Here is a 25010-nt window from a genome sequence, read left to right as displayed (position 1 = left end):
CGGTGCAGTGGACCGTGGTCAGCACGGTTCACTGCACCGGATCCGGGTCAGGCGGTGAGGTCGTACAGCGTCACGCCGTCCACGGTCTGGGCGGTGAAGGTCGCGGTGACCCACTCGCTGATCTCCGCCGAGGTACCGGACGCACCGCCTCCCATACCGCCGCCCGCGATGAACCAGTGGATCTCACCGTCAGCGACGTACTGCTGGAACTCGGCCAGCGTCGGGGAGGGATCGCTCCCGTTGAAGCCACCGATCGGCATCACCGGGTCCTCGGTCGCCAACTGGTAGCCCGACGCGGCATTGGACCCGATCGCCGCGGCGACCCAGGTGTACGAGTCCGAGTTCTCCTCGAGCAGGGCGACCATCTCGGCGCTCGGAGTACTGCCATCGAGCAACCCGCCCATGCCGCCGCCACCGTCCGCGCCACCCGGCATCTGCGCGGCGCCACCCGGGAGCTGACCGGGCGCACCCGTCGGCGCCTGTCCCCCGGCGGGCATCCGGCCGGCACCGCCGTCGCGCATGCCGCGCCCGCCGTCCATGCCGCCACGCCCGAAGCCGCCACCGGTGTTCGGCCCGGCCGTGACGATGGAGCCCTGATGCGGTGTCGCGATGGTGTTCGCGGCGTAGGCGGTCGGTCCTGCGAGTCCCGCGATCACCGCCGCCAGAACCGTGACCGCGGCGAGCCTGCCGCGAGTCAGCCGCGGAACGAGCAGCCCCACGACCGCGAGCACACCGACCAGCACGACGACGACCTTCAGCCACGGAACGAAAGATGCGCTGCGGGACAACAGGATCCAGGACGTCACCACGGTCGCGACCACCGTCGCGGCGAGAACGATGCGTGCGACGAGGCGCTCGCGGGCCCGCCAGAGCGCCACGCTGCCCATGCCCACCAGCGCCGCGACCGCCGGCGCCAGCGCCACGGTGTAGTACGAGTGGAAGATGCCGGCCATGAAGCTGAACGTCAGCCCGGTGACCAGGAGCCACAGTCCCCAGACGATCAGCGCAGCGCGCCGCTGGTCGGTACGAGGAGCCCTGCCGCGCAGCACGATCGCCGCGATTCCCAGAATCAGCGCAGCGGGAACGAGCCAGGCGATCTGACCGCCCTGCGAGGCGTCGAACATCCGCAGGATGCCCGTCTCCCCCCACATTCCGCCGCCACCACCGCCGCCGCCGGGCGTGACCGAACCGGTCTCCTCACCGTTGAGCCGACCGAGACCGTTGTATCCCAGCGTCAGTTCGAGGATCGAGTTGTTCTGCGACCCACCGATCCACGGCCGCGACGACGCCGGCCAGAGTTCCACGACGGCGATCCACCATCCGGCCGACACGATCATCGCGCCCAGCGCGGCACACAACTGCAGGATGCGCCGTCGCAGCGACACAGGCCCGGCCAGGAGGTACGTCAGCGCCAGAGGGGGAACCACCAGCATGACCTGCAGCTGCTTGGTCAGGAAGCCGAGTCCGACCATCGTGCCGACGACCACGAGCCACCGGGTGCGACCGGTCTCGACAGCCCGCATCATCGCCCACACCGCCGCGATCATGAGCAGCACCAGCAGCGCATCGGGGTTGTTGAAACGGAACATCAGTGCCGCCACGGGAGTCAGCGCGAGAACCAGTCCTGCGAGCAGTCCGGCGGCCGGTCCCCACTGTCGCCGTACGGTGCGCCACAGCAGCGTCACGGAGGCGACACCCAGCACGACCTGAGGCACGAGAATCGCCCACGAGTTCAGCCCGAACACCCGGACGGACAGTTCCATGAGCCACAGCGACATCGGCGGCTTGTCGACGGTGATGGAGTTCGCGGCTTCGGAGGAGCCGAAGAAGAACGCCTCCCAGGATTGCGAACCCGCCTGCACCGCAGCGGAGTAGAAGGAGTTGGCCCATCCGTTGCTGCTCAGGTTCACGAGGTAGGCGACAGCAGTTCCCAGGATCAGGGCCGCAGCGGCCCATGGTTCCCAACGAGTACGGACCGGGCGCGGAGCCCCGTCGTGCACGTGATCTTCCGGGGCGGTGAGGAGGGTGGTCACGAGGTGGACTCCATCTGACGAGTGCGGGCGGAGGATGCGGCCCGGAAGACCCAGCGCAGCGCGACGAAGCGCGTCACGGTGGCGACCAGGTTGGCGAGAACGAGAACGAGGAGCTCGACGTGCTTGGACGCACCCGGAGCCCACTCGTGCAGGGCGACGAGAGAACCGGCGGTGACGAGCCACCCGAAGGCGAACACCGCGAGACCCTGAAGATGATGCGCCGCAGCCCCGTCGGAGCCTCGGACCCCGAATGTGAAGGCTCTGTTGGCGGCGGTGTTCAGCACTGCGGTGACGAGGAGCGCGACGAAGTTGGCGCCCTGCGCGCCGAGGATCGTGTGCAGGATCAGGTACAGCACCGCGTAGGCGACAGTGCTGGCGACGCCGACGAGCGCGAACCGCACCAGTTGACCGATCATGCCGACGGGCACTCCCCTCAGTTCGGAGACCTCGGTGGTGGAGGCGGTGGACGACAGGGGTCCACGACCCAGGCTGAGACGCAGGTCCGCGATCGGGAGGGCGCCGGTCGCGAGCGCACGCCCGACGCGCCAGCAGCCCTTCAGATCGGCCAGTGCGGTGTCGACGATGTCCACGCTCGAGTCGGGATCGTCGACCCAGTCGACGGGCACCTCGTGAATGCGGAGACCGACCCGCTCCGCGAGGACGAGCAGTTCGGTGTCGAAGAACCACCCGGTGTCCTCGATCAGCGGAAGCAGTTCCCGGACGACCTCGGTGCGCGCGGCCTTGAACCCGCACTGAGCGTCGGAGAATCTGGTCCGCAGACCCGTGCGGAGGAGGACGTTGTAGGTGCGGGAGATGAACTCTCGCTTCGCCCCTCGCACCACCCGCGACGACGAGGCGAGCCGGGACCCGATCGCGAGATCGGAATGGCCCGATGCCAGCGGAGCCAGGAGGGGCACGAGTGCACCGAGATCCGTCGACAGGTCGACGTCCATGTACGCGACGATGTCGGCCTCCGACTCCGTCCACACCGCCTTGAGCGCGCGACCGCGACCCTTGTCGTCCAGATGTCGCACCGAGACACCGTCGAGCTCCCGGGCGAGGCGCTCGGCGATCGACCGTGTCGCGTCCGTGCTCGCGTTGTCGGCGACGGTGATCACCGTCGACCAGGGAACATCGGCCCGCAGGAAGGCGTGCAGCCTGCGGACACAGGCTTCGAGTGCGGCCTCCTCGTTGTACACGGGCACCACGAGCTCGACGGTCACCGTCCGCGCCGCACCCCCACCCGGCCCCGGCTCCCGCCCGCGCCCACGGCCTTCCCGCCCGTCACCGGCCGGCCTCCGGCCTTCCCGCCCGTCACCGGCCGGCCTCCGGCCTTCCCGCTCCACCACTGAGTTGGTTGTCATGCACCGAACACTCGTGCGCCGCCCCGGGACCGACCCGGGGCGAACCCGGGAAGTACCCGGGAGCCGATGCGGAGCCGACGAATAGAGTCGGCCCATGGCATCCGTGTTCAGCGCAATCATCGCCGGCGACATCCCGGGCCGCTTCGTGTGGGAGGACGACGACGTCGTCGGGTTCCTCACCATCGCCCCGGTCACGCAGGGTCACACCCTGATCGTCCCGCGAGCCGAGATCGATCAGTGGCAGGACGTCGATCCCACGACCTTCGGCTCGCTCACGTCTGTCGCTCAGACCGTCGGCAAGGCCGTCCGGTCGGCGTTCGACGCCCCTCGGGCGGGTCTGCTGATCGCCGGTCTCGAGGTGCCGCACCTGCATCTGCACGTGTTCCCGGCCTTCGACATGGCGGACTTCGACATCTCCGGCGCCGACACCTCCCCGTCGCCCGAGTCGTTGGACGAGGCGCAGGAGAAGATCACCGCAGCGCTCACGGCACTCGGCCACGGGCAGCACGTCCCCCGTCGCTGATCGGTCGTCCGAGAACCGCCCGCGCGGCTCCGACGATCGCCGCGGCCACCGTGTCGAGCGCCGGCGACGACAGCGCCCACTGCTGCCAGTGAAGCGCCACGTCGATCACGGTGTCGTCGAGTTCGACGACGTCGAGTCCGCCGCGCTGCTGGTCCGGCAGCATGCCCCAGCCGAAGCCCAGATGCACGGCACGCGCGTACTCGGTGGACGACGGCACCAGGTGTCGCGGCGGCACCGACGCGGACACGCCGTGTCGCGAGAGGTAGCGATCCTGCAGCGCGTCCTTCTCGTCGAACACCACGACGTGGGCTCGGGCCAGGGCGTCCGGAGTGACGCCGTCGTCCAGGAATCGAGTCACGAACGACGGAGACGCGCAGGGGCGGTACCGCATCGAGCCGAGCCTGGTCGAGGTACAGCCGCGGACAGGTGTGTCCACGGACGTGATCGCCGCCGTCACCGTTCCACCGCGGAGCAGTTCGGCGGTGTGGTCCTGATCCTCTCGATGGATGTCGAGGATCACGGAGCCCGCCAGTGGCGCGAGCGCCGGCAACACCCACGTGGCCAGGGAATCCGAGTTGACGGCCAGCGACACCCGAGCGACGTCGTCCGCGGCGCGCAACTCCCGCACGGCGCCGTCGGTCAGAGTCTGGATCTGCCGGGCGAGCCGGAGCAGCACGACGCCGGACTCGGTCGGCATCACGGGCTTCGTGCGCGAGACGAGAACGGCACCGACCCGCAGTTCCAGCGCTTTGATGCGCTGACTCACCGCCGACGGTGTGATGTGCAGCGACCGCGCAGCCGCTTCGAACGTGCCGTCGTCGACGACGGCACGCAGAGCCTCGAGCTGGTCCGACTGCATGATGTGAAGCTACGCTCATCAGTCCTGAAAAACATGAGCTGGACTACATTGTCTGGTTCGACCTAGCGTTCCGGTCATGTCCTCCCTGTTCGTCGGCTTCGGTGTCGGCCTCTCCCTCATCGTCGCGATCGGCGCACAGAACGCCTTCGTTCTCCGTCAGGGCATCGCACGACAGCACGTGCTCGCCGTCGTCCTGGTGTGCGCTCTGTCCGACGCGGTCCTCATCCTCGCGGGAGTCTCGGGCATCGGCGTGGTCGTCGAGACCTACCCGACGGCTGTCACCGTCGTCACGGTCGCCGGCGCCGTCTTCCTCACCGTGTACGGACTCATGGCCTTCCGACGGGCCCTGCGCCCGACGAGTCTGACAGTCGGCGGGAACGGAGCGAGTGTGTCGCTGCGGTCCGCGGTCCTCACCTGCCTGGCACTGACGTGGCTCAACCCGCACGTCTATCTCGACACCGTCGTCTTCCTCGGCTCCGTCGCCAATCGCGAGACCGGGTCAGCGCGCTGGTGGTTCGCCCTCGGCGCGACGCTGGGCAGCATCGTCTGGTTCACGGCCCTCGGATTCGGCGCGCGATTCATGACGCCGATCTTCGCCAGACCCGTCGCGTGGCGTGTGCTCGACGTCCTGATCGGTGTGGTCATGCTCCTCATCGCCGTCGTCCTGGTCGAGGGGCTCGTCTCCGGCTGACTCCACCCGTCCACCCGGACGCCGGCCCGCCAGGGGCAGCTCCACGCGGAACGTCGCACCCCGGCCGGGCGCGCTCGCCACCGAGACCCGACCGCTGTGGGCCGCGACCAGCGCGGACACGATCGACAGACCCAGACCACTCCCGCCGCTCTCTCTCGTGCGCGAACGGTCCGCCCGATAGAACCGCTCGAAGACGCGCTCGGCATCGTCCTCGGTGAGTCCCGGCCCGGTGTCACGAACCTCCAGAACTGCTGTCTCACCGACGGTTCCGACCGCCACGGTGATCGACGCCGTCGGCGGGGTGTGCCGGAGCGCGTTGCCCACCAGGTTGCCGAGCACCTGGCGCAGACGCGCATCGTCCCCCAGCACCTCCGGCACGCCGCTGCCCTCGAGCACCTGCAGACTCACGGCTCGTTCCGGAGCCGTGGCGGCCGCATCGTGCACCGCGTCCGCTGCGATCACGAGGAGGTCCACGGGGCTCCGATCGAGCGGACGCTGGGCGTCCAGCCGCGCCAACATCAGCAGATCTTCGACGAGCAGACCCATCCGCGCCGACTCTCCCCCGATACGGGTCATCAGCAACTCGGTGTCGGTCATGGCCCCCTGCCGGTAGAGCTCGGCGAAGCCGCGGATCGTCGTCAGCGGGGTCCGGAGCTCGTGGGAGGCGTCGGCCACGAAACGGCGCATCCGGTCCTCCGACGCACGTGCCGCGTTCTCGGACTCGCGCGCCGCGTTCTCGGACGCCTCCGTCGCAGCGAAGGCGTGCTGGATCTGGGCGAGCATTCCGTTGAGTGCCGCGGACAGTCGCCCCACCTCGGTGCGTTCGTTCCGCTCGGGAACGCGTCGATGCAGATCCCCGGACGCGATGGCCGCGGCAGTCACCTCCACCTCCTGCAGCGGCCGCAGGCTCCGGCGTACCAGGAAGTACGCGGCGACACCCAGCACCGCCAGCACTCCGAGACCGATGGACAGTTGCAGAGTCACGAGCCTGGAGACGATGGCCTCGTTGCCCGCCAGCGGAATCGCGACCGTCGTCTGGCCGTCCCCGTTCGAGACGGTCACCGTGCGCCACGAATCGTCGGGATCGCCGACCGATCCGACAGTGGTCGGCGTGGCGGTCAGGACGCCGGTCAGATCCGGCTGATCGTCCCCGACATCGTTCACGGGAGTACGCACGGTGCCGTCCGCCGCCACCGAGCGGACGTAGAACGCCGTGGGCGGACGCTGTGGGTTCGCCTCCTCCGGGGGAGGTCCGAGGAACCGCTCCACACGAGGCCTGGCCCAGCCGGACGCCGCCTCCATGAGCTGTTCGTCGACACGTTGGGTCAGCGTGTTCTGCAGTGCCGAGGTCACGGCCACACCCGAACCGACGAGACCGAGGGCGACGAGAAGCAGCAGCACCGACACCAGGGTGACGCGGAGCGGGACGGCGCGTAGGTGCCGCTTCACCGTCGCGGTTCCCGCAGGACGTAGCCGACGCCTCGCAGTGTGTGGATCAGCCGGGGTTCCGTCGTGTCGACCTTCCTGCGCAGGTACGACACGTAGGACTCCACGACACCGACCTCACCCCCGAAGTCGTAGTGCCACACGTGGTCCAGGATCCGGGGCTTGGACAGCACCGTCCCGGAATTGACCATGAGGTAGCGCAGGAGCGTGAACTCCGTCGGGGACAACGAGACGGGTTCGCCCGCCTTCCACACCTCGTGGGTGTCGTCGTCGAGCTCGATGTCGGCGAACGTCAGGCGTGACGGCTGCGCCTCCGGACCGCGCACCGACCGGCGCAGGATCACGCGCAGGCGCGCCACCACCTCCTCGAGGCTGAACGGCTTGGTGACGTAGTCGTCCGCACCCATGGTCAGACCGGTCACCTTGTCCTCCACCGAGTCCCGTGCCGTGAGGAACAGTGCGGGCGCGTCGATGCCGTCGGCGCGCAGTCGGCGGAGCAGCCCGAAGCCGTCCATGTCGGGCATCATCACGTCCAGGATCAACGCGTCCGGCCGGAAGGTCCGGGCGACGTCCAGAGCCGCGGGCCCACCCAGCGCCGTCCGCACCTCGAAACCCTGGAACTTCAGACTGACCGACAGCAGTTCGACGATGGTCGGCTCGTCGTCGACCACCAGTACCTTCGCCTCGGCGGTGGTCTGCGGTCGGGGAGTCGTCATGACGGAATTCTCGCTCACGAGTGCCATGGTGTCCGGCGTTGCTGGTTCCTGCCCGGGGTGTCGCTGTGAGGTTCCTGTGAGCCCCGACCCGGCGTCGTGTCCGCTTTGCTACCGTGGAGGACAGACTGCGACACAGACCCGGACGAGCGCACCGTACCCGGCCAGCGACAAGACGGTGCCAGGAGAGTCGGCTACTCATGGCATGGATCATTCTGGTGTTGTCGGGCGTGTTCGAGGCCGTCTGGGCCACCGCACTCGGCAAGTCCGAGGGCTTCACGAAGCCCGTCGCCACCATCGTCTTCGGTACGGCGCTCGTCGTCAGCATGGGCGGTCTCGCCTTCGCCATGCGGACCATCCCGACCGGCACCGCCTACGCGGTGTGGGTGGGCATCGGCGCCTCGCTCACCGTCGTCTACGCGATGGTGTCCGGCACCGAGTCCGCGACGCCGATCCGCGTCGCCCTCATCGCAGGGCTCGTCGGGTGCGTCATCGGACTCAAGCTCGCCCACTGACCGCGCCCCCGGCCGTCCCGACCGGCCTCCGGCCTCCCCGCCGTCCCATCCCGACCGGCCTCCGGCCTTCCCGCCGCGGGTTAGAGTGACCCCATGAACTGGGTGTCCGCGGTCACACTGCCGGTGCGTGTCGGATTGGCTGTCGCCGAGTCGGCGGTCGGGGTGGCCGAGTCGGCCGTCGCGACCACCCGGATGGCGCTGGCCGCAGGCGCTTCCGGGTCACTCGACGCCATCACCCTGGCCAATCCTCGGAGCGGCCCGCTGCAGCTTCTCGGACAGTTGGCCGAGCTCACCTCCGACGACCGCGCACTGGGTCACGCGCTGCGGCCCGGTGGCCCGCTGGACCGACTGCTCGAGCCCGGTGGCGCCGTCGACAGGTTGACGAGCAAGGGCGGCACCCTCGATCGACTGCTCGAGCCCGGCGGTCCTCTCGAACGCATCCTGGCGGACGACGGCCCCCTCACCCGAGTCCTCGCGGAGGACGGTGCGCTGGATCGCCTCCTCGCCGAGGGCGGTCTGCTCGATCGACTCACGGCCGTCGACGGACCCATCGAGCGCCTCACCGCGAAGGACGGCCCTGTCGAACTCCTGACCAAGGAGGGCGGCGTGATCGAGGCGCTGACCCGTGAGAACGGGGTCATCGACAACGCCCTCGCCAAGGGCGGGCTCGTCGAGACGCTGCTCGGTGAGGAAGGCGCGATCCAGCGGCTGACGGCACGCAACGGTCCGCTGGATCAGCTCGTGACCGTCGCCGAGTCGCTGAGTTCGCTGGCGCCCAACCTCGAGCGCATGAGCGTCAGCGTGGAGATTCTGCAGGACACCGTGGACGTCCTCGCCGCTGCGGTGAACCCGCTCGGCGAGCTGGTGGGCAAGCTGCCGAGCCGCTGGGTCAAGAGTCGCGGCGCGGTCGAGCCCAAGACGGGCGAGGTGCGCGGGGCGCTGCAGGGTCCGGCCGTCGGCCGCTGAGCCTCGTGGGCGTCAGCGCGACCGGACGTGCTCGCCGAAGAAGGTGAAGACCCGAGCGAAGGCGTCCTCGGCCTGCTCGTGCTGATAGCCGAATCCGGTGACGCGCATGACCAGTGCACCCGGACCCGATCCGAAGTCGTTCGCGAAACTGTGGCCGGCACCGGGATAGGTCACGACGTCGTGGGCAACGCCCTTGTCCTGCAACACCTTCTCGAGCTTCGGGCCCGCGCCCGGCAGCATCGGATCGCGCTTGCCGAAACTCGCGACCATCGGGCACGTGCCCTCGAGGGCCGACTCGATGTGACGGGGCAGGATGCCGTAGAACGGCGCGCTCGCCTCGAACCCCCGGGGCGCCAGCGCCAGAGCGAAACCTCCACCCATGCAGAACCCGACGATGCCCACCGCGCCGGTGGTGTCGGCGCGCGCGGTGAGGGCGTCGCGGCACGCCAGCAGGTCGTCCACCGCCCGGCCCGAGCGCGCGAGAAGCGACCGGAACACTCCTGTCACACACTTTGCGCGGCCACCGCGGGCGTAGAGATCCGGCACCAACGCGACGTAGCCCTGGTCGGCGAAGCGCCGGGCGATGGACCTGATGTCGTCGGTCATGCCGAACACGTCGTGCACGATCACGACGGCGGGCCAGGGCCCCTCCCCTGCGGGGACCTCGAGTGTCGCCTCGATGCGATCTGTTCCGGTGTCGACCTCGATGACAGTCATACCGGCCGACTCTAGCGACCCAGCGCCGTTCTCACGGTGTCCGACAGCAGGTTGCCGGCGTGCACGCTGAGACCGTCTGCGAGCCCGGGAACGGTGGCGCACGCCTGCTCCCAGCCCTGGTCGGCGAGAGCGAGAACGAACGGGAGCGTCGCGTTGGTCAGCGCCTGCGTCGACGTGCGGGGAACCGAGCCCGGCATGTTGGCCACGCAGTAGAAGATCGAATCGTGCACCGGGAAGGTGGGATCGTCGTGCGTGGTGGGACGCGAGTCCTCGAAACACCCGCCCTGATCGATGGCGATGTCGACGAGCACGGACCCCGCCTTCATCCGTGCGACCAGTGCGTTGGACACCACCGTCGGGGCCTTGGCACCCGGGACGAGGACCGCCCCGATGACGAGGTCGGCGGCCACGACGGCCTGCTCGAGCTCCCACCTGTTCGACACCACGGTCTTGACCTGGCCGCGGTACTGCGCGTCGATGGTCCGCAGCTTGGCGATGTCGAGGTCGAACACCGTCACGTCCGCACCGAGCCCGTGTGCCATCGCCACAGCGTTGGATCCCGACACCCCGCCGCCGATCACCACCACCTTGGCCGGACTCACTCCCGGAACGCCGCCCATCAGCACGCCGCGGCCGCCCGTCTGCGCCATCAGGTGATACGCCCCGGCCTGGGTCGCGAGCCGGCCGGCGACCTCGCTCATCGGTGCGAGCAACGGCAGACTGCCGCCCGCGCCGGTCACCGTCTCGTAGGCGATCGCCGTGGTGCCGGACGCTTCGAGGGCATCGGTGCATGCGGCCGACGCGGCGAGATGGAGATAGGTGAACAGGACCTGGCCCGACCGCAGCCGGTGGTATTCGGCCTCGATCGGCTCCTTCACCTTGAGCAGCAACTCGGCCCGCGCCCACACCTCGTCGGCCGAGTTCGAGATCTCCGCGCCGGCAGCCTTGAAGTCGTTGTCCGAGAACGACGATCCCGCGCCCGCCTCGGTCTCGACGACGACGCGATGACCGTGCACGACCATGTCGTGCACTCCCGCCGGGCTCGCCGCCACCCGGTACTCGTGATTCTTCAGTTCCCGAGGTATGCCGATTCTCATGGTGCGCCCTTCGCCCTTACCGGATGACTCGTCATGTCCGATAATCGTGAACTTCGTTCGACCGAGCCGCAATCGAAGTGACGATAATTTCGTAGACTGGCCTCATGGACATCGAATCGTCGAACACAGGTCTGTCCGCCCCGGTGCGACCGAACAATCTTCGGGCGGCATCTCTGGACCGCATCGATCGCGTCATCCTGCGTGAACTGGCGAACGACGCCCGCATCCCCAACAACACCCTGGCCGCCCGCGCCGGGATCGCCCCGTCGACGTGTCTGGGACGCGTCCGTTCACTGGTCGAGCGCGGGGTCGTCCGCGGTTTCCACGCCGACATCGATCCGGCGGCACTGGGGCAGGGCCTGCAGGCCATGATCGCGGTGCGGCTGCTGGCGGGTGCCCGGCGCCACCTGGGCGAGTTCGCAGAGTCCTTCACGACGTTCCCCGAGGTGCTCGACGTCTACTTCATCGCCGGTGCCGACGACTACCTGATCCACGTCGCGATGACGGACTCTGCGCACCTGAGGGACTTCGTCGTCCAGAACCTCAGTGCTCATCCGTCGGTGGCCGCGACCGAGACCACACTGATCTTCGAGCACCTGCGGCCGCGACTGGTCGACGAGGGCGGACCGAGCTGACGCCCTCCGCCCATCCGGTGCGGCGAGCGCACCGAATACCCGGTGTATCAGCCAGGAGAGCACGGCCGTGGATGTGACGGGGGTACTTTTCGCCCACTCTTACTGACCCACCGACCACACGCATGGAGGCAGCCCGAGATGAGCGATCACGGTTCGCCCGAACGACCCGTGCAGCTGCCGGATCGGGACCTTCTCGAGCTCGCGTACCTGTGTGCCCTCGACGCCATGGCAGCCTCGGAGCAGTACGAGACCATGACTCGCCTCGACGACACGGACGCCCACACCAGGCGGAGGTTCGACGCGATCGTGCGTGACGTCCGCGAGACGATGGCCGTGACGTCGGACGCGACACGCACTCCCGCCCCCGCCGATCTCCGGGTCCGCATCCTGGGGGCCGTGGAGGACACGGCGCAGGTCGACCCCGACGGCGCGACAGTCCTCCCCCTTCGTCCCAGCCGCCGACGCGGATGGCGCATCGCCGCGATGGCGGCCGCCGCTGCGGTGGTCGTCGGTGTGGGCGGGGCGGTGGCCGTGCAGCAGAACGCGACTCCGTCGGCTCCCACCGCGACCGTCGCGGCACCGCTCGAATCCCCGGTGGCCGGAGGCGGCACCATGAGCGTGCAGTACACCCCCGGTGACGAGCGCGCCGTGCTCCGCATGACGGATGTCGCAGCGCCTCCCGCCGGATCGGTCTACCAGGTCTGGCTCATCGAGGGCTCGCCCGTGTCCGTCGGGACGATGGATGCCGACGACCTCTCCCAGCCTGCATCCGTGCCCGTCGACGGCGCCACCGCACTCTCGGTGACCGTGGAACCCGCGGGCGGATCACCGTTCCCCACCTCGGGCGCCGTGGCCCGCGTCGCGCTCGTCTGATTCCGTCCCGGATCGGATCCACTCGAAGTCGAACATGTGTTCGACACCCGTGTAGGGTGGGTGTCACTGCACCACCCGACGTCAGACCTTCCCTCGTGACGTGTGATTCCCGAGGAGACGTCCGTGATGAACCGTCGGCGCCGACTGCACCTGATGAACGGGGTCTGGCACGAGGAGGCACCGGCCACCTGCGGTAACGGTCATGTGCTGCAAGCGCGTTCGGTTCTCGTGGGAGCCAGGTCGTGCTCGTGCGGCATCGGTCACCATCGCACGCACCACTGCCGCACCTGCGGTGACACCGTCTTCACTCCCGCCCTCGGCGAGGGGTGCCGGGACGGGAGCTTCGACGGACGCGCGAATCGCGCGCGCGGCGAGGGGTCAGGAGCGGGTCAGCAGTGACCGGAGGAAGAACGTCAGGTTCGCCGGACGCTCCGCCAACCGCCGCATGAAGTACCCGTACCACTGCGTACCGAAGGGCACGTACACGCGGACGCGGTACCCCTCCGACACCAGGCGTGTCTGCTCACCGTCGCGGATGCCGTAGAGCATCTGGTACTCCATGTCGTCCGGTCCACGTCCCAGTTCGGCCGCGTCTCGTCGCGCCGCCTCGATCATGCGGGGATCGTGAGACGCCACCATGGGGTAACCCTCCCCCTCCATGAGCACCCGCAGGCACCGCTCGTACGAGGCGTCCACGTCCGCCTTCTTCTGGAAGGCCACACTGGCCGGTTCGCGATATGCGCCTTTGCACAACCGGATTCGTGATCCGGGACCGGAGAGCTCGCGGCAGTCCTGTTCGGTGCGGTGCAGGTACGCCTGCAGGACGGTGCCGAGAGTCGGGAAGTCCTTGCGGAGCTCCCGCACGATCGCGAGAGTCGAGTCGGTGGTGGTGTGGTCCTCGGCGTCGACGGTGACCCACACTCCCGCGGCGTCCGCGGCGGCGCACACCTTGTGGGCGTTGGCGAGGGCCACGGCGTGGCCGTCGTCGGGGAGCGACTGTCCGAGCGCCGAGAGCTTCAGCGAGATCTCCAGCGGGAAGGCCGGAGGCCGGCCGGAATTGGACGAAAAGGCCGGAGGCCGGCCGGAATTGGACGAAAAGGCCGGAGGCCGGCCGGAATTGGACGGGAAAGCCGGAGGCTGTGGGGTGTGGAGGCGTGAGTATGCCTGCAGTAGGGACAGATACGCGTCGACGGTCGCGGTGGCCTGCGCCGCGTCGGTGGTGTCCTCACCCAGGTGATCGACGCTGACGACGCGGCCGGACCCGAGCAGGTCGGCGACGGCACCGACCACCTCCGGTTCGGTGCTCCCGGCGATGAAGCGTTCGACGAGCGACCTGGTCAGGACGGACCGCGCGACGACGCGTTCGAGGCGGCGCGATCGCCCGGCGGCGAGCAGGACGGGGCGGAGCGGGTTGGTGGCCATCGGTCAGATTCCCTGGTGAGGGTAGGTGTGGTCCACGGCCGGCACGAAAGTCTCCTTGATGGTGCGCGCGGAGGCCCACCGGAGCAGGTTCTGCGGTGATCCGGCCTTGTCGTTGGTGCCCGACGCGCGAGCACCGCCGAACGGCTGCTGTCCGACGACGGCGCCGGTCGGCTTGTCGTTGACGTAGAAGTTGCCGGCGGCGAAGCGCAGGGCCTCGGTGGCCTGCGTGACGGCGGCGCGATCGTCGGCGATGATCGATCCGGTCAGGGCGTACTTCGACCCGCTGTCGACCATGGCGAGCGTGTTCTCGAACGCACCGGGCTTCGAGTCGTCGTAGACGTGCACGGCGAGGATCGGGCCGAAGTACTCGGTGTGGAACGCCTCGTCGCCCGCGTCGTCACCGAGCAGGATCGTCGGGTCCACGAAGTAGCCGACGGAATCGTCGCAGGTGCCGCCGGCGGCGATGGTGATGCCCGGGGTGGACTTCGCGCGCTCGAGTGCAGCCGCGTTGCGGTCGAAGGCCTTCCGGTCGATGACCGCCCCACCGAAGTTCGACAGATCGGTGACGTCGCCGTAACGCAGCGACGACGCGGTGTCGACGAGCGTGTCCCCCATCCTCTTCCACACCGACGACGGCACGAAGGCCCTCGACGCCGCGGAGCACTTCTGACCCTGGAAGTCGAAGGCACCGCGGATCAGCGCCGTGGTGAGCACGTCCGGGTCGGCGGAACTGTGGGCGACGACGAAGTCCTTGCCACCGGTCTCACCGACCAGTCGCGGGTAGGTGTCGTAGCCGGCGATGTTCTCGCCCACCTCGCGCCACAGCCGCTGGAACGTCGGTGTGGAGCCGGTGAAGTGGATGCCGGCGAGACGACGATCGGCGAGTGCGACCTCGGAGACGAGGGGTCCGTCACCGAGCACGAGGTTGATGACGCCGGGGGGCAGTCCGGCGGCCTCGAGAAGCTGCATCGTCAGGTACGCGGCGACGGCCTGGGTGGGCGACGGCTTCCACAGCACGGTGTTGCCCATGAGCGCCGGCGCCGTGGGGAGGTTTCCCGCGATGGCGGTGAAGTTGAACGGGGTGATGGCGTAGACGAAGCCCTCGAGGGGGCGGTATTCGACGCGGTTCCAGACGCCGGGCGCGGAGATCGGTTGTTCGGCCATGATCTGTCGGGCGAACGAGACGTTGAAGCGCCAGAAGTCGATCAGCTCGCAGGGTGCGTCGATCTCGGCCTGGTACGCGCTCTTCGACTGCCCCAGCATGGTGGCAGCCGCGATGATCTCGCGCCACGGCCCGGCGAGGAGATCGGCGGCGCGGAGGAAGACTGCGGCGCGCTCGTCGAAGGGCAGCGATTGCCACGCAGGTGCGGCGGCGGTCGCCGCGTCGATTGCGTCGCGCACGTCCTGGTGGGTGGCATTCGCGAACGATCCGATGACGGACGCGTGCCGATGCGGTTGCACGACGTGCTCGCGTGGGCCCGTCGCGTCGCGGTGGTCTCCACCGATGACCTGGGTGATCTCGGTGGGCGTGGCGGCGAGTCGATCCAGATGGTGCGTGAGCCGCGCTCGCTCGGCGCTGCCGGGTGCGTACGTGTGCACCGGCTCGTTCAGGGGGGTGGGTACTGCGGTGACGGCGTCCATGTCGGTCCTCGGTGTCGGGTCTTCGTGCCGGGTCGGTGGGTTCAGCCAAGCGGACGCGGCATCCTCGATATTCGGCCCAGCGTCCAAAGAAACACACCGACCCCTGTCCGATCGGATGAAGGACACCTAGAGTGCACGGCATGACCCGCACCTCGTCGACCCTCGACTCGATCGTGCGTGCGCTGCACTCCGCCTTCGTCGAGGTGCTCGTGGCACCGGCAGGGTCGGACGTGCCGATCGGGTCGGTGACGCTCGTCGACGCCGACGATCTGGCCGCCGAGCTCTACACGACCGCCGCCGCGGCGGACCTCTATCTGCTGGCGGGTGTGCGGGAAGCGGACGCCGTTGCGTGGTTCGACGACCTGGCGACGCGGAGCAGCGACCTTCGACCCACCGCGGTGATGTCGAAGATCGCCGCCTCGTCCACGCTGATGCAGCACGCGGCTCGCACGGCCGGCGTCGCTCTCGTCGCGGTGCACACGCAGACCCGCTGGGACCGCCTCCTGTCGATGGTGCGCGGCGTGCTCGACCATTCCTCGCCGTCGATCACCACACCTCCACCGTCGTCCGCGGAACCGTCCGAACTGGCGGGACTGGTGGGCGCGGACACCGATCTCTTCGGGCTGGCGCACACCGTCGCGGTGCTCACGCGCGGGATGGTGAGCATCGAGGACCAGCGGTCGCACGTGTTGGCGTACTCGGCGTCGGACGATCAGGCGGACGAGCTGCGGACCCTGTCCATTCTCGGACGAGAAGGCCCCGCGGAGTATCTCCGGCGACTCGAGCAGTGGGGTGTCTACGACGCGGTCCGCCGTTCCGACGAGGTCGTCGAGGTGCCGGCGCACTCCGATCTGGGTATCCGACGGCGACTGGTCGCCGGCATCAGAACGACTGCCACGCAGGATGGTTCGGGCACACCGCGACTGGTAGGCACGCTGTGGATCCAGGAAGGTCGTCGACCGCTCACCGACGATGCTCCGAGCGTGCTGCAGGGCGCGGCCGCGGTGGCGGCACGGTTGATCACGCGCATCCTCGAGGCACCCACGAACGAGGCGGTGCAGATCCAGCGACTGCTCGGCGCTCGTGGCGGTGGGGTCGACGTGCCCTCACTCGCCGCGGCGCTGTCCATCCCGACGGACGGGCCGGCGGCGGTGATCGGTCTCGCCGCGGTGGACGGCGCCGCGCCCGATGCCCCCTCGTCGGCCACGATGGCCGATCTGTCCGGCGCGATCCGACTGCACGCCAGTTCCTTTCACCGACTGTCCCTGGTCACCACTCTCGGCGACCGCATCTACGTCCTCGTTCCACGGACCCGCGCGGAGGCCTCGGTGCCGTCGTGGACTCGCCGGTTGCTCGAGGGCATCGAGGGACGCACGGGGATCCGGTTGCGGGCCGCGGTGGCATCGCCGGTGGCCGCCCTGTCCGAGGTCGCCGCCGCTCGCCGCGAGGTCGATCGCGTCCTGGACGGGACCGCCGGAGCAGACGACAGGGTGACCACACTCGCCGATTCGCGGACGTCCGTGCTGCTCGGTGAGATCGTCGATCTGCTCCTCGCGCACCCCTCGCTGCACGATCCGCGCATGGCGGCGCTCGTCGAGTACGACGCACGCACGTCCTCGTCGCTACGCGAGAGCATCGCGACGTATCTGCGGCACCCGTCCGACGTGCGCCGGGCCGCGGCCGACCTGCACGTGCACCCGAACACGTTGCGCTATCGGGTCCGACGGGCCGAGGAGATCACCGGGACGGACCTGTCGGATCCCGCCGCGCGACTGCTGATGGAACTCCAGTTGGCCGTGCTGGCACGTCAGGCCAGTACCTGACGGCACCATTCGAGAAGTGGTGTGAGATCACGCCAGGCGCCACGGATGTGATCGGCGCACTCTGCTGTGTCGAGCCACGGCGGGCAGCCGAAGGACCGTCCTGCCGTCAGGGACTTGTGGCGCAGCAGATCGATGCGGGGATGATCCGCGTCGTAGCCGCGCGGCGAGGTCTTCAGCCGGTCACCGCCGCGGTCGTAGCCGCGGCTCTCGAGATCGGCCACGATTCGCGCGAGCTCCGACCCGCGGACCTCGTCGTCGACGACGGCGCGGAACTGGGCGATGGAGTCGGACGTGGACGCGTAGAACCCGCCGGCGACCATGAGGCCGGAGGCGTCGACCTGCACGTACCACCCCGTGGACGGGGCCACCTGCACGTAGGCACCCTGGTGCGTCTTGTACGGCACCTTGTCCTTGGAGAAGCGGACGTCGCGGTGCGGCCGGAAGAGCTTGGCCGTTCCGAACTCCTCGGCCAGTACCTCCGTGAGCGCGGTCATGGGCGCGCGGACCGATTCGTCGTAGACGTGCTTGTGTTCGGCCCACCAGGTCTTGCTGTTGTCGACCTCGAGATCCTCGTAGAAATCGAGGGCGGCCTCCGGGATTCCGGTGAACGAGCTCATAGCGGGAGGCTATCGCCCCGTGCGCCCTGTGCGTACCGCTGGATGCGCATAGTGCGCACGGGGGTCAGGCCAGCGACCGGCTGATCACCAGACGCTGGATCTGGTTGGTGCCCTCGAAGATCTGCGTGATCTTGGCGTCGCGCATGTACCGCTCGACCCGGAAATCTCGGGTGTACCCGTAGCCTCCGAACACCTGCACGCCGTCGGTCGTCACCTTCATCGCCGCGTCCGTCGCCACGAGCTTGGCCACGGAGGCCTGACGTGAGAACGGCAGTCCGGCATCCTTTCGGCGTGCCGCGTCGATGTACGTAGCCCGGGCCGAGTCCACGGCCGCTGCCATGTCGGCCAGCACGAACCCGAGCCCTTGATGATCGATGATCTTGCGGCCGAACGTCGTTCGCTCCTGCGCATAGGCCACGGCATCGTCGAGCGCGGCCTGGGCGATGCCGACGGCGACGGCGGCGATGCCCAGCCTCCCGGCGTCGAGGGCACTGAACGCGATGCCGAGCCCCTGCCCCTCCTCGCCGATGCGGCGATCTGCCGACAGCACCGCGCCGTCGTAGTGGGCGGCCGTCGTGGGTATCGCGTGCAGCCCCATCTTCTCCTCCGGAGCTCCGAAGGAGAGCCCCTCGAGGTCGGCGGGCACGAGGAAGCAGGAGATGCCCCGCGAGCCCTCGCCGGTGCGCGCGAAGAGCGTGTAGAAGTCCGCCTTGCCGCCGTGCGTGATCCAGGCCTTCGACCCGGTGACGGTGTACCCGTCCGGACCGGCCACGGCCTTGCAGGAGAGGGCGGCCGCGTCGCTGCCGGCCTGTGGCTCCGAGAGGCTGTAGGCGCCGATCGTGCGCCCACCGAGCATGTCCGGCAGCCAGCGCGACTTCTGGTCCTCCGACCCGAAGGACATCAGCGGGTGGCAGGAGAGCCCGTGCACGCTCACGGCGACGGCCACCGCGGCCCAGCGCGACGCCAGTTCCTCGAGCACCTGCAGATAGACCTCGTAGGACTGACCGCCGCCGCCCCACTCCTCCGGATACGGCAGGCTGAGCAGCCCCGCCTCGCCGAGCGTGGCGAAGACGCCGTCGGGATAGGTCTCGGCCTTCTCGTGTTCGTCGACGATGGGGTCGAGGACCTTGTCCGCGATGTCGCGGGTCAACTGGAGAAGGTCACGTGCGTCGTCGTTCGGCAGCAGTCGTTCGACAGCCATGGGTCCTCGTCTCGGTCGCGGATCGGATGAGGCGGCACCAGTACTGCAGCGGGCCCCTCAGTACTACGACAGTACTGCATGGTGTTCTGCAGTACTGTCGCTCACCATGACAGCAGCTCACGCGACGGCGCGGCGCGCGCAGCTCTTCGATTCCGTGGTGGCCCTGTTCCTGGCCGAAGGCTTCGCGCACCTCACTCTCGACGACATCGCCGCCCGCCTTCGGTGCTCGAAGAGCACGCTGTACACCCTCGCCGCGAGCAAGGACGACCTCGTCCGCTCCGCCGCGGTGCACTTCTTCACCTCGGCAGCGGTCCGCGTGGACGCGGCCTCCGACGCCGCGACGGGCACCCGCGAGCGCCTCGCGGCGTATCTGGGCGCGGTCGGTGAAGCACTCGCGCCGGCGTCGGAACGGTTCATGACCGACCTCGCCGACTTCGAGCCGTCGAGGCTCGTCTACGAACGCAACACCGCCATCGCGGCCGAGCGAGTCCGCGGCATCATCGACGACGGGGTCCGCGCCGGCGACGTGCGGGACGTCCACGCCGCGTTCGTCGCCGACGTCGCCGCGTCCGTGATGGTCTCGATCCAGAGCCGTGCCCTCGCCCGTCGCACGGGTCTGGACGACGCCGCCGCCTACCGGGAGCTGGCCACACTGCTGACCGCCGGCATCGCGCGATGACTTTCGCCGTCGGCCGGAGTCGACACGGCTGACGGGTCGAGTTCGCTCCGCCATCCGAAGACGAAGGACCTCACGATGCAGAAGATCACCCCCACACTGTGGTTCGACGACCGGGCCGAGGAGGCCGCGGAGTTCTACCTCTCGACGTTCGGCACGGGAGCGATACTGAACGTCAGCCGCTACGGCGACGGTGGACCCGGCGCCCCGGGCCGCGCGATGATGGTCGACTTCGAGCTCTTCGGTCAGCGATTCAACGCCCTGAACGGGGGGCCACAGTTCCCGTTCACCGAAGCGATCTCCATGGCTGTCAGCTGCGACGGGCAGGAAGAGGTCGACCGCTACTGGAACGCGCTCACGTCCGACGGTGGATCCGAGGGCCGGTGCGCCTGGTGCAAGGACAAGTTCGGGGTCTCCTGGCAGATCGTCCCGGTCCAGCTGATGCAGCTGATGAGCACCCCGGATCCGGCGGCGTCCCAGCGCGTCGTGCAGGCCATGCTGTCGATGTCGAAGATCGTGGTCGCCGACCTGCAGAAGGCCCACGACGGAGCCTGAGCGGCGACGTTTCCTCACGTCACACACCGGGCAATCCCCGAGCGTGAACGAGACGTCGATGCCCGTGCGCGCGCTCGCCCTGCCGTTCGGGCTGGGGTCGGCGCTGCGCCACGCCAAGCTGTTCCATCCCCACGGGAAGGTTCTGACGGGCACACTGCGCCGTACCGCCGAGGGCGACGCCGGACTGCCTGTGGGCACGTGCGAGGTGACGGTGCGCCTGTCCACCGCGCTCGGGCTGCCCCGACGGGTTCCCGACGTCGCGGGTCTCGCGTTGCGTCTCCCGCCGACCGACCGGGCCGACGGTGCCTGGGACATCCTCCTTGCCAGCGCCGGGCGGGAGGTCGTGAGGCGGTGCGTTCCGCTCCCGGTGCTCGCGTTCGAGACGGCCTCCTTCTCGACGCTGATGCCGCTGCAGTTCGAGGGTGGTCAGTGGTGGGTCCGCGCGCGGGCCGTCGCCGCGCCGCCGCTGCCCACCCTGGACTCCATCGTCGACGCTGTACGTGCGAGGCCGCTGGTCTTCGAGTTCGAGCAGGCCGAGGGCACCGGGGCGTACGTCCCGCTGGCCGAACTGACGCTCGGCTCGGTCGACCAGTCCGGTGGCGACCTGTCGTTCGACCCGATCCGGCGCACTCCCGACAGTGTCCGGCCCGGTCCGGAATGGCTGCGGTCCCTCAGGGCGAGGGCCTACCTCGACAGTCGACGCGGCCGGTCCGACACCTGACCGGAATGCGACCGACTCAGGTTCCCTGACCGATCTCGCGCCCACACCCCACTCAGCGCGCCACACCCCTGTCGACACGCGGCACAGGGTGTGCCCCTCACGAAACCCGTGCACGCCGGCGGCGACCACGCACCCGCGCACCCGACCGACGGGGTTCGACTGCCGCATTTGTGGATATTCACACGCGAAGTAGGATTTGTTCACATACGCGTGTGCCGATGGGGGTGGGCGCGTCCCAGGGGAAGGCTCCACGTGACCAGCAATTCGGTGACCGACGACTCCGTGACAGGTGCTCACGAGACTCGCCCGCTCGTTCCGCACGAGCCCGATCACCGGTTCGAACGCAGCTCCCGCCTGGTCGGACACGCCTACGTCATCCCCGACTACTACGAGGTCGGCCGCGAGAAGATCCGCGAACTCTCCCGCGCCATCCAGAACGAACATCCGGCGCACCACAAGGAGGCCGCTGCGGCCGAGTTGGGATACGAGGGACTCGTCGCGCCCGCGACCTTCGTGAGCGTCGTCGGATCCATCGCCATCGACTATCTCTTCGCGCACATCCTCGTGGAGTACGAGATCACGGCAGTCATGCAGACCGATCAGAGCTTCGTTCTGCATCGCCCGGTCATGCAGGGAGATCAGCTGGTGTCCACTCTCCAGGTGCTGTCGATCCGCCAGTTCGCGGGCAACGACATCCTGGTGGTCCAGAACCATCTGACGTCGCACGGCGAGGACGTGTGCACCAGCACCACGACGTTCATCGCCCGGACCGATGCCGACGTGGACCCGCGAGCGGCGGCTCTCGTCGACGCCGTGCTCCCCGCCAGCGTGCCGCGGATGGGCCCCACCGCCCGCCCGACCGCCTGACCGCCTGCATTCCGACCGGCCTCCGGCCTTCCCGCCACACCCCGATTGGCCTCCGGTCTTCCCGCCACACCCCGACCGGCCTCCGGCCTTCCCGCCACACCCCGACCGGCCTCCGACCTTCCCGCTAGAGTCCCCCGTGTGGAGGACGAATTCGCCGACCGGTCGTTCGAGGACGAGAACTACAACGAGATCGACGCACACGGCCAGCGGTGGGACAGGCGTTCGTACACGTCCTGCAGCTTCATCGACGCGGACCTCGGCGGTCTGACCACCCACGGTGTCGTCTTCACCGACTGCGACTTCTCCGGCGTGGATCTGACGGACTCGACGCACATCGGGTCGGCCTTCCGCAACTGCGAGTTCCGGCGGAGCCGATTGTGGCACAGCACTTTTCGCAGCACATCGTTCCTCGGTTCCGCCATCGCGGACTCGCGCATCACGCCCGCGGTCTTCGACGAGGTCGACCTCATGCTCACCTCGCTCGGCGGTCTCGACCTCCGCGGACTCGACCTCACCGGGGCGCGCCTGCGTGACGCCAACCTCGTCGGGACCGATCTCCGCAAGGCCACGCTCCGCGGCGTCGACTTCGGCGGTGCCCGCACCTCCGGGCTCCGGTTGAACGATGCGGATCTGCGGGGCAGCATCGCCGATGCCACGTTCTGGACGTCGGCCGTGCTCGACGGAGCCCGCATCGACACGGTCCAGGCACTCGCCTACGTGCACGCGCACGGTCTCACCGTCTCGGACTGAGTAGATCCGACCTCCGCCCGACTCCGAATAAGAGACGGAAACGGCCTCCCCGCCCGCGTGGTCCGTGCGGGAAGGCCGTTCCATCGGCAGGCTGTGGTCTCAACCTCACCGGGCGTCCACGCCGACGCACGCGCCGCCGCTGCCGCCGCACGTCTTCTACCCGAGCCACCCACTTCCGAAACGGACACAGGTGCTCGACCGCGTCGAACCGCGATGATCGGAACCCTGGACCGGACGACACCCGAGGACGCACGATGACGGGGAACTGTCACCGAGTGAAGGGCACACCATGAGCGACAACGTCTACCGCGTCACCGAGATCGTCGGAACCTCGACGGAGGGTGTCGACGACGCCATCCGCAAGGCCATCTCCCGCGCGAGCAGCACACTGCGGGAGCTCGACTGGTTCGAGGTCACCGAGACCCGCGGACACATCGAGAACGGCGCGGTCGCGCACTTCCAGGTGACGCTGAAGGTCGGCTTCAAACTCGACGACTGAGTGATCGGCGGGCACCGAATCGAGATTCACCCACCTGTTCGGTGTTTCCCCGCACGCGGGCCGGGTAGATCGCACCGCGTGAAAGCCATGACTTATCGAGGCCCGTACAAGGTCCGAGTGCAGAACAAGGACATGCCGACCATCGAGCATCCGAACGACGCCGTCGTCCGGGTCGAGATGGCGGCCATCTGTGGATCCGATCTCCACCTGTATCACGGCATGATGCCGGACACCAGGATCGGGACGACGTTCGGTCACGAGTTCATCGGCGTGGTCGAGGAGGTCGGGCCGTCGGTCCGGAACCTGACACCGGGCGATCGGGTCATGGTGCCGTTCAACGTGTACTGCGGGTCGTGTTTCTTCTGCGCACGCGGCCTGTACTCCAACTGCCACAACGTCAATCCGAATGCGACGGCCGTCGGCGGCATCTACGGGTACTCCCACACATGCGGCGGGTACGACGGAGGTCAGGCACAGTACGTCCGGGTACCGTTCGCCGACGTCGGGCCCTCGATCATCCCGGACTGGATGGACGACGAGGACGCGCTCCTGTGCACCGATGCCCTCGCCACCGGATACTTCGGCGCGCAGCTCGCGGACATCGTCGAGGGTGACACCGTGGCGGTGTTCGGAGCCGGTCCCGTCGGGCTGTTCGCCGCCACGTCTGCGTGGCTGATGGGCGCCGGCAGGGTGATCGTCGTCGACCACCTCGAGAACCGTCTCGCCAAGGCCCGCACCTTCGCCCACGCCGAGACGATCAACTTCGCGGAGCACGACGACCTCGTGGTGACCATGAAGAGGGCCACCGACCATCTCGGTGCGGACCGCGTGATCGACGCGGTGGGCGCCGAAGCCGACGGGAACTTCCTCCAGCACGTCACCGCCGCGAAGCTCACACTCCAGGGCGGGTCCCCCATCGCCCTCAATTGGGCCATCGACAGTGTCCGCAAGGGCGGGACGGTCTCGGTCGTGGGCGCGTACGGGCCCATGTTCAGTGCGGTCAAGTTCGGCGACGCGATGAACAAGGGGCTGACCCTGCGCATGAACCAGTGCCCCGTCAAGCGCCAATGGCCACGCTTGTTCTCGCACATTCGTAACGGCTACATCAAGCCCAGCGAGATCATCACCCATCGAATTCCGTTGGAGCACATCGCCGACGGCTACCACATCTTCTCGTCCAAGCTCGACGGCTGCATCAAGCCGATCGTGCTGCCGAACGCGAGCTGAGAGGACCACCCATGGTCTACCGTGCCGATCACCCACCCGTACCCGACCACGACGAGTTGCGCGCACGAATACCCGGATGGGGTGTCGACCTCGATCCCGCAGACCGTCCGTCCGTGCCGCGAGAACGATTCGACCCCGGCGCGACCGGTGCGCACTGGGACTTCCCGGAGCGTCAACCCGAGCTGCGTCCCCGCGAACGATCCATCGAACACGGAACTCTTCCGCCGGTCTTCGGCACGACGGCACCTCTGCGCGGGGTGTCCGGCGCCGTGCGCCGGTTCGCTTATCGCTACAGCGAGGGCCGGGCGGCGCACTGGCTGCTACTCCTGGCGGGCGACCGCGTGGACGCCGTCGAATCCCACCTGCGTTCGCTGACCACCGTGCACCCCGACAACCCGATCACGCAGACCGGGATCCGCACCGAGATCACCCACCACGGGGTGCGGTCGAGGCGGGGAACCACCCGCGTCGACATGCACCACGCGTGGATCGATCCGATCATCGTCGGCGGTCCGTGGGTTCTGGCGGGCGTGGCGGCCACCACGATCGTGCGCTCCCTCCGGAGGCGCTGACAGGGTT

General features: G+C 68.8%; 25 protein-coding genes, 1 pseudogene and 1 riboswitch. Of the genes and pseudogenes, 15 read left to right on the top strand and 11 right to left on the bottom strand.

All coding sequences use genetic code 11. The annotated features are described in order from the left end of the window. Positions 1-47: 47 nt before the first annotated feature. Positions 48-2033 carry a glycosyltransferase family 39 protein gene (locus tag HQ314_RS19190; protein ID WP_374197856.1) on the bottom strand — a complete coding sequence of 662 codons (1986 nt, stop codon included), beginning with the start codon at positions 2031-2033 and terminating at the stop codon, positions 48-50. Continuing rightward, positions 2030-3397: a bifunctional glycosyltransferase family 2/GtrA family protein gene (locus HQ314_RS19185; RefSeq protein WP_222650944.1), complete on the bottom strand. Its 1368-nt coding sequence runs from the start codon at positions 3395-3397 to the stop codon at positions 2030-2032. Before HQ314_RS19185 ends, HQ314_RS19190 begins: the two co-directional genes overlap by 4 nt. 94 nt (positions 3398-3491) lie before the next feature. On the opposite strand from HQ314_RS19185, the gene HQ314_RS19180 reads away from it, so the two are divergent. Beyond that, on the top strand, positions 3492-3920 hold the full coding sequence (locus tag HQ314_RS19180) for an HIT family protein (RefSeq protein WP_027504327.1): 429 nt from the start codon (positions 3492-3494) through the stop codon (positions 3918-3920). Here the strand turns inward: HQ314_RS19180 and HQ314_RS19175 are convergent. Further along, on the bottom strand, positions 3880-4779 hold the full coding sequence (locus HQ314_RS19175; RefSeq protein ID WP_222650943.1) for a LysR family transcriptional regulator ArgP: 900 nt from the start codon (positions 4777-4779) through the stop codon (positions 3880-3882). The genes HQ314_RS19180 and HQ314_RS19175 overlap by 41 nt on opposite strands. 76 nt (positions 4780-4855) lie before the next feature. Here HQ314_RS19175 and HQ314_RS19170 point away from each other — a divergent pair. Next, positions 4856-5389, top strand: a pseudogene (locus HQ314_RS19170) (LysE/ArgO family amino acid transporter); the annotation flags it as partial. On the opposite strand, the gene HQ314_RS19165 reads toward HQ314_RS19170, so the two are convergent. Together HQ314_RS19165 and HQ314_RS19160 are read right to left on the bottom strand one after the other, a co-directional pair. After that, positions 5279-6919, bottom strand: a complete 1641-nt coding sequence (locus tag HQ314_RS19165; protein ID WP_308119495.1) for a HAMP domain-containing sensor histidine kinase — start codon at positions 6917-6919, stop codon at positions 5279-5281. The pseudogene HQ314_RS19170 and the gene HQ314_RS19165 overlap by 111 nt on opposite strands. Further along, positions 6916-7632, bottom strand: a complete 717-nt coding sequence (locus tag HQ314_RS19160; RefSeq protein ID WP_027504330.1) for a response regulator transcription factor — start codon at positions 7630-7632, stop codon at positions 6916-6918. The genes HQ314_RS19165 and HQ314_RS19160 overlap by 4 nt, the downstream gene beginning before the upstream one ends. A 120-nt stretch (positions 7633-7752) precedes the next feature. Further along, positions 7753-7814: riboswitch (guanidine-III (ykkC-III) riboswitch) on the top strand. Positions 7815-7829: 15 nt separating this feature from the next. Between HQ314_RS19160 and HQ314_RS19155 the strand changes: the two genes are divergently transcribed. Then, positions 7830-8144, top strand: a complete 315-nt coding sequence (locus HQ314_RS19155) for a multidrug efflux SMR transporter (RefSeq protein WP_222650942.1) — start codon at positions 7830-7832, stop codon at positions 8142-8144. A 93-nt stretch (positions 8145-8237) separates the two neighbouring features. Then, complete coding sequence (locus HQ314_RS19150; protein ID WP_051612993.1) at positions 8238-9110, top strand: hypothetical protein; 873 nt, start codon at positions 8238-8240, stop codon at positions 9108-9110. A 12-nt stretch (positions 9111-9122) separates the two neighbouring features. Here HQ314_RS19150 and HQ314_RS19145 read toward each other — a convergent pair whose 3' ends face one another. Beyond that, entirely contained in the window at positions 9123-9827 is a 705-nt protein-coding gene (locus HQ314_RS19145) for a dienelactone hydrolase family protein (RefSeq protein ID WP_222650941.1), read from the bottom strand. 11 nt (positions 9828-9838) lie between these two features. Then, positions 9839-10924, bottom strand: a complete 1086-nt coding sequence (gene ald / locus HQ314_RS19140) for an alanine dehydrogenase (RefSeq protein ID WP_222650940.1) — start codon at positions 10922-10924, stop codon at positions 9839-9841. 104 nt (positions 10925-11028) lie between these two features. Here ald and HQ314_RS19135 point away from each other — a divergent pair, with 104 nt between their 5' ends. Further along, the gene (locus HQ314_RS19135) at positions 11029-11559 is read left to right on the top strand and encodes an Lrp/AsnC family transcriptional regulator (RefSeq protein WP_027504334.1); all 531 of its coding nucleotides are present in this window, start codon (positions 11029-11031) and stop codon (positions 11557-11559) included. 138 nt (positions 11560-11697) lie between these two features. Beyond that, positions 11698-12432, top strand: a complete 735-nt coding sequence (locus HQ314_RS19130; RefSeq protein ID WP_051612994.1) for an anti-sigma factor — start codon at positions 11698-11700, stop codon at positions 12430-12432. Between the two features lie 378 nt (positions 12433-12810). On the opposite strand, the gene HQ314_RS19125 is transcribed toward HQ314_RS19130, so the two are convergent. Together HQ314_RS19125 and pruA are read right to left on the bottom strand one after the other, a co-directional pair. After that, on the bottom strand, positions 12811-13854 hold the full coding sequence (locus tag HQ314_RS19125; protein ID WP_222650939.1) for a proline dehydrogenase family protein: 1044 nt from the start codon (positions 13852-13854) through the stop codon (positions 12811-12813). Between the two features lie 3 nt (positions 13855-13857). Beyond that, positions 13858-15495 carry an L-glutamate gamma-semialdehyde dehydrogenase gene (gene pruA, locus HQ314_RS19120; RefSeq protein WP_222650938.1) on the bottom strand — a complete coding sequence of 546 codons (1638 nt, stop codon included), beginning with the start codon at positions 15493-15495 and terminating at the stop codon, positions 13858-13860. Positions 15496-15635: 140 nt separating this feature from the next. Here pruA and HQ314_RS19115 point away from each other — a divergent pair, with 140 nt between their 5' ends. After that, positions 15636-17318, top strand: a complete 1683-nt coding sequence (locus tag HQ314_RS19115; protein WP_222650937.1) for a CdaR family transcriptional regulator — start codon at positions 15636-15638, stop codon at positions 17316-17318. On the opposite strand, the gene HQ314_RS19110 is transcribed toward HQ314_RS19115, so the two are convergent. Both HQ314_RS19110 and HQ314_RS19105 read right to left on the bottom strand, forming a co-directional pair. Beyond that, positions 17303-17935, bottom strand: coding sequence for a DUF2461 domain-containing protein (locus tag HQ314_RS19110; protein WP_222627946.1), 633 nt, complete (start codon positions 17933-17935; stop codon positions 17303-17305). The two genes, HQ314_RS19115 and HQ314_RS19110, sit on opposite strands and share 16 nt — an antisense overlap. A gap of 64 nt (positions 17936-17999) precedes the next feature. Then, positions 18000-19136, bottom strand: a complete 1137-nt coding sequence (locus HQ314_RS19105) for an acyl-CoA dehydrogenase family protein (RefSeq protein ID WP_222627948.1) — start codon at positions 19134-19136, stop codon at positions 18000-18002. A 106-nt stretch (positions 19137-19242) separates the two neighbouring features. On the opposite strand from HQ314_RS19105, the gene HQ314_RS19100 reads away from it, so the two are divergent. From HQ314_RS19100 to HQ314_RS19065, 8 genes are all read left to right on the top strand, one after another. After that, a complete protein-coding gene (locus HQ314_RS19100) occupies positions 19243-19815 on the top strand; it encodes a TetR/AcrR family transcriptional regulator (protein WP_056447480.1) in 573 nt (190 codons plus the stop codon). A 75-nt stretch (positions 19816-19890) separates the two neighbouring features. Next, complete coding sequence (locus HQ314_RS19095) at positions 19891-20367, top strand: VOC family protein (RefSeq protein ID WP_027504343.1); 477 nt, start codon at positions 19891-19893, stop codon at positions 20365-20367. A gap of 43 nt (positions 20368-20410) precedes the next feature. After that, complete coding sequence (locus tag HQ314_RS19090) at positions 20411-21088, top strand: phosphodiesterase (protein WP_222650936.1); 678 nt, start codon at positions 20411-20413, stop codon at positions 21086-21088. A 252-nt stretch (positions 21089-21340) separates the two neighbouring features. Continuing rightward, positions 21341-21955, top strand: coding sequence for a MaoC family dehydratase N-terminal domain-containing protein (locus tag HQ314_RS19085; RefSeq protein ID WP_051612996.1), 615 nt, complete (start codon positions 21341-21343; stop codon positions 21953-21955). Between the two features lie 189 nt (positions 21956-22144). Continuing rightward, positions 22145-22705: a pentapeptide repeat-containing protein gene (locus HQ314_RS19080; RefSeq protein WP_231476201.1), complete on the top strand. Its 561-nt coding sequence runs from the start codon at positions 22145-22147 to the stop codon at positions 22703-22705. A 289-nt stretch (positions 22706-22994) separates the two neighbouring features. Beyond that, positions 22995-23204, top strand: a complete 210-nt coding sequence (locus HQ314_RS19075; protein ID WP_027504346.1) for a dodecin — start codon at positions 22995-22997, stop codon at positions 23202-23204. Between the two features lie 78 nt (positions 23205-23282). Continuing rightward, the gene (locus tag HQ314_RS19070) at positions 23283-24431 is read left to right on the top strand and encodes a zinc-dependent alcohol dehydrogenase (RefSeq protein ID WP_222650935.1); all 1149 of its coding nucleotides are present in this window, start codon (positions 23283-23285) and stop codon (positions 24429-24431) included. A gap of 11 nt (positions 24432-24442) precedes the next feature. Continuing rightward, positions 24443-25003 (top strand): hypothetical protein, encoded by a 561-nt coding sequence (locus HQ314_RS19065; RefSeq protein WP_222639617.1) that lies wholly within the window; start codon positions 24443-24445, stop codon positions 25001-25003. The last annotated feature ends 7 nt before the right edge of the window (positions 25004-25010 follow it).

Origin of the sequence: Rhodococcus sp. BP-332, assembly GCF_019836065.1 — a bacterium.
GTDB lineage: Bacteria > Actinomycetota > Actinomycetes > Mycobacteriales > Mycobacteriaceae > Rhodococcoides.
The sequence above is the reverse complement of the archived record's forward strand: the minus strand, read 5'-3'. Positions and strand labels throughout refer to the sequence as shown.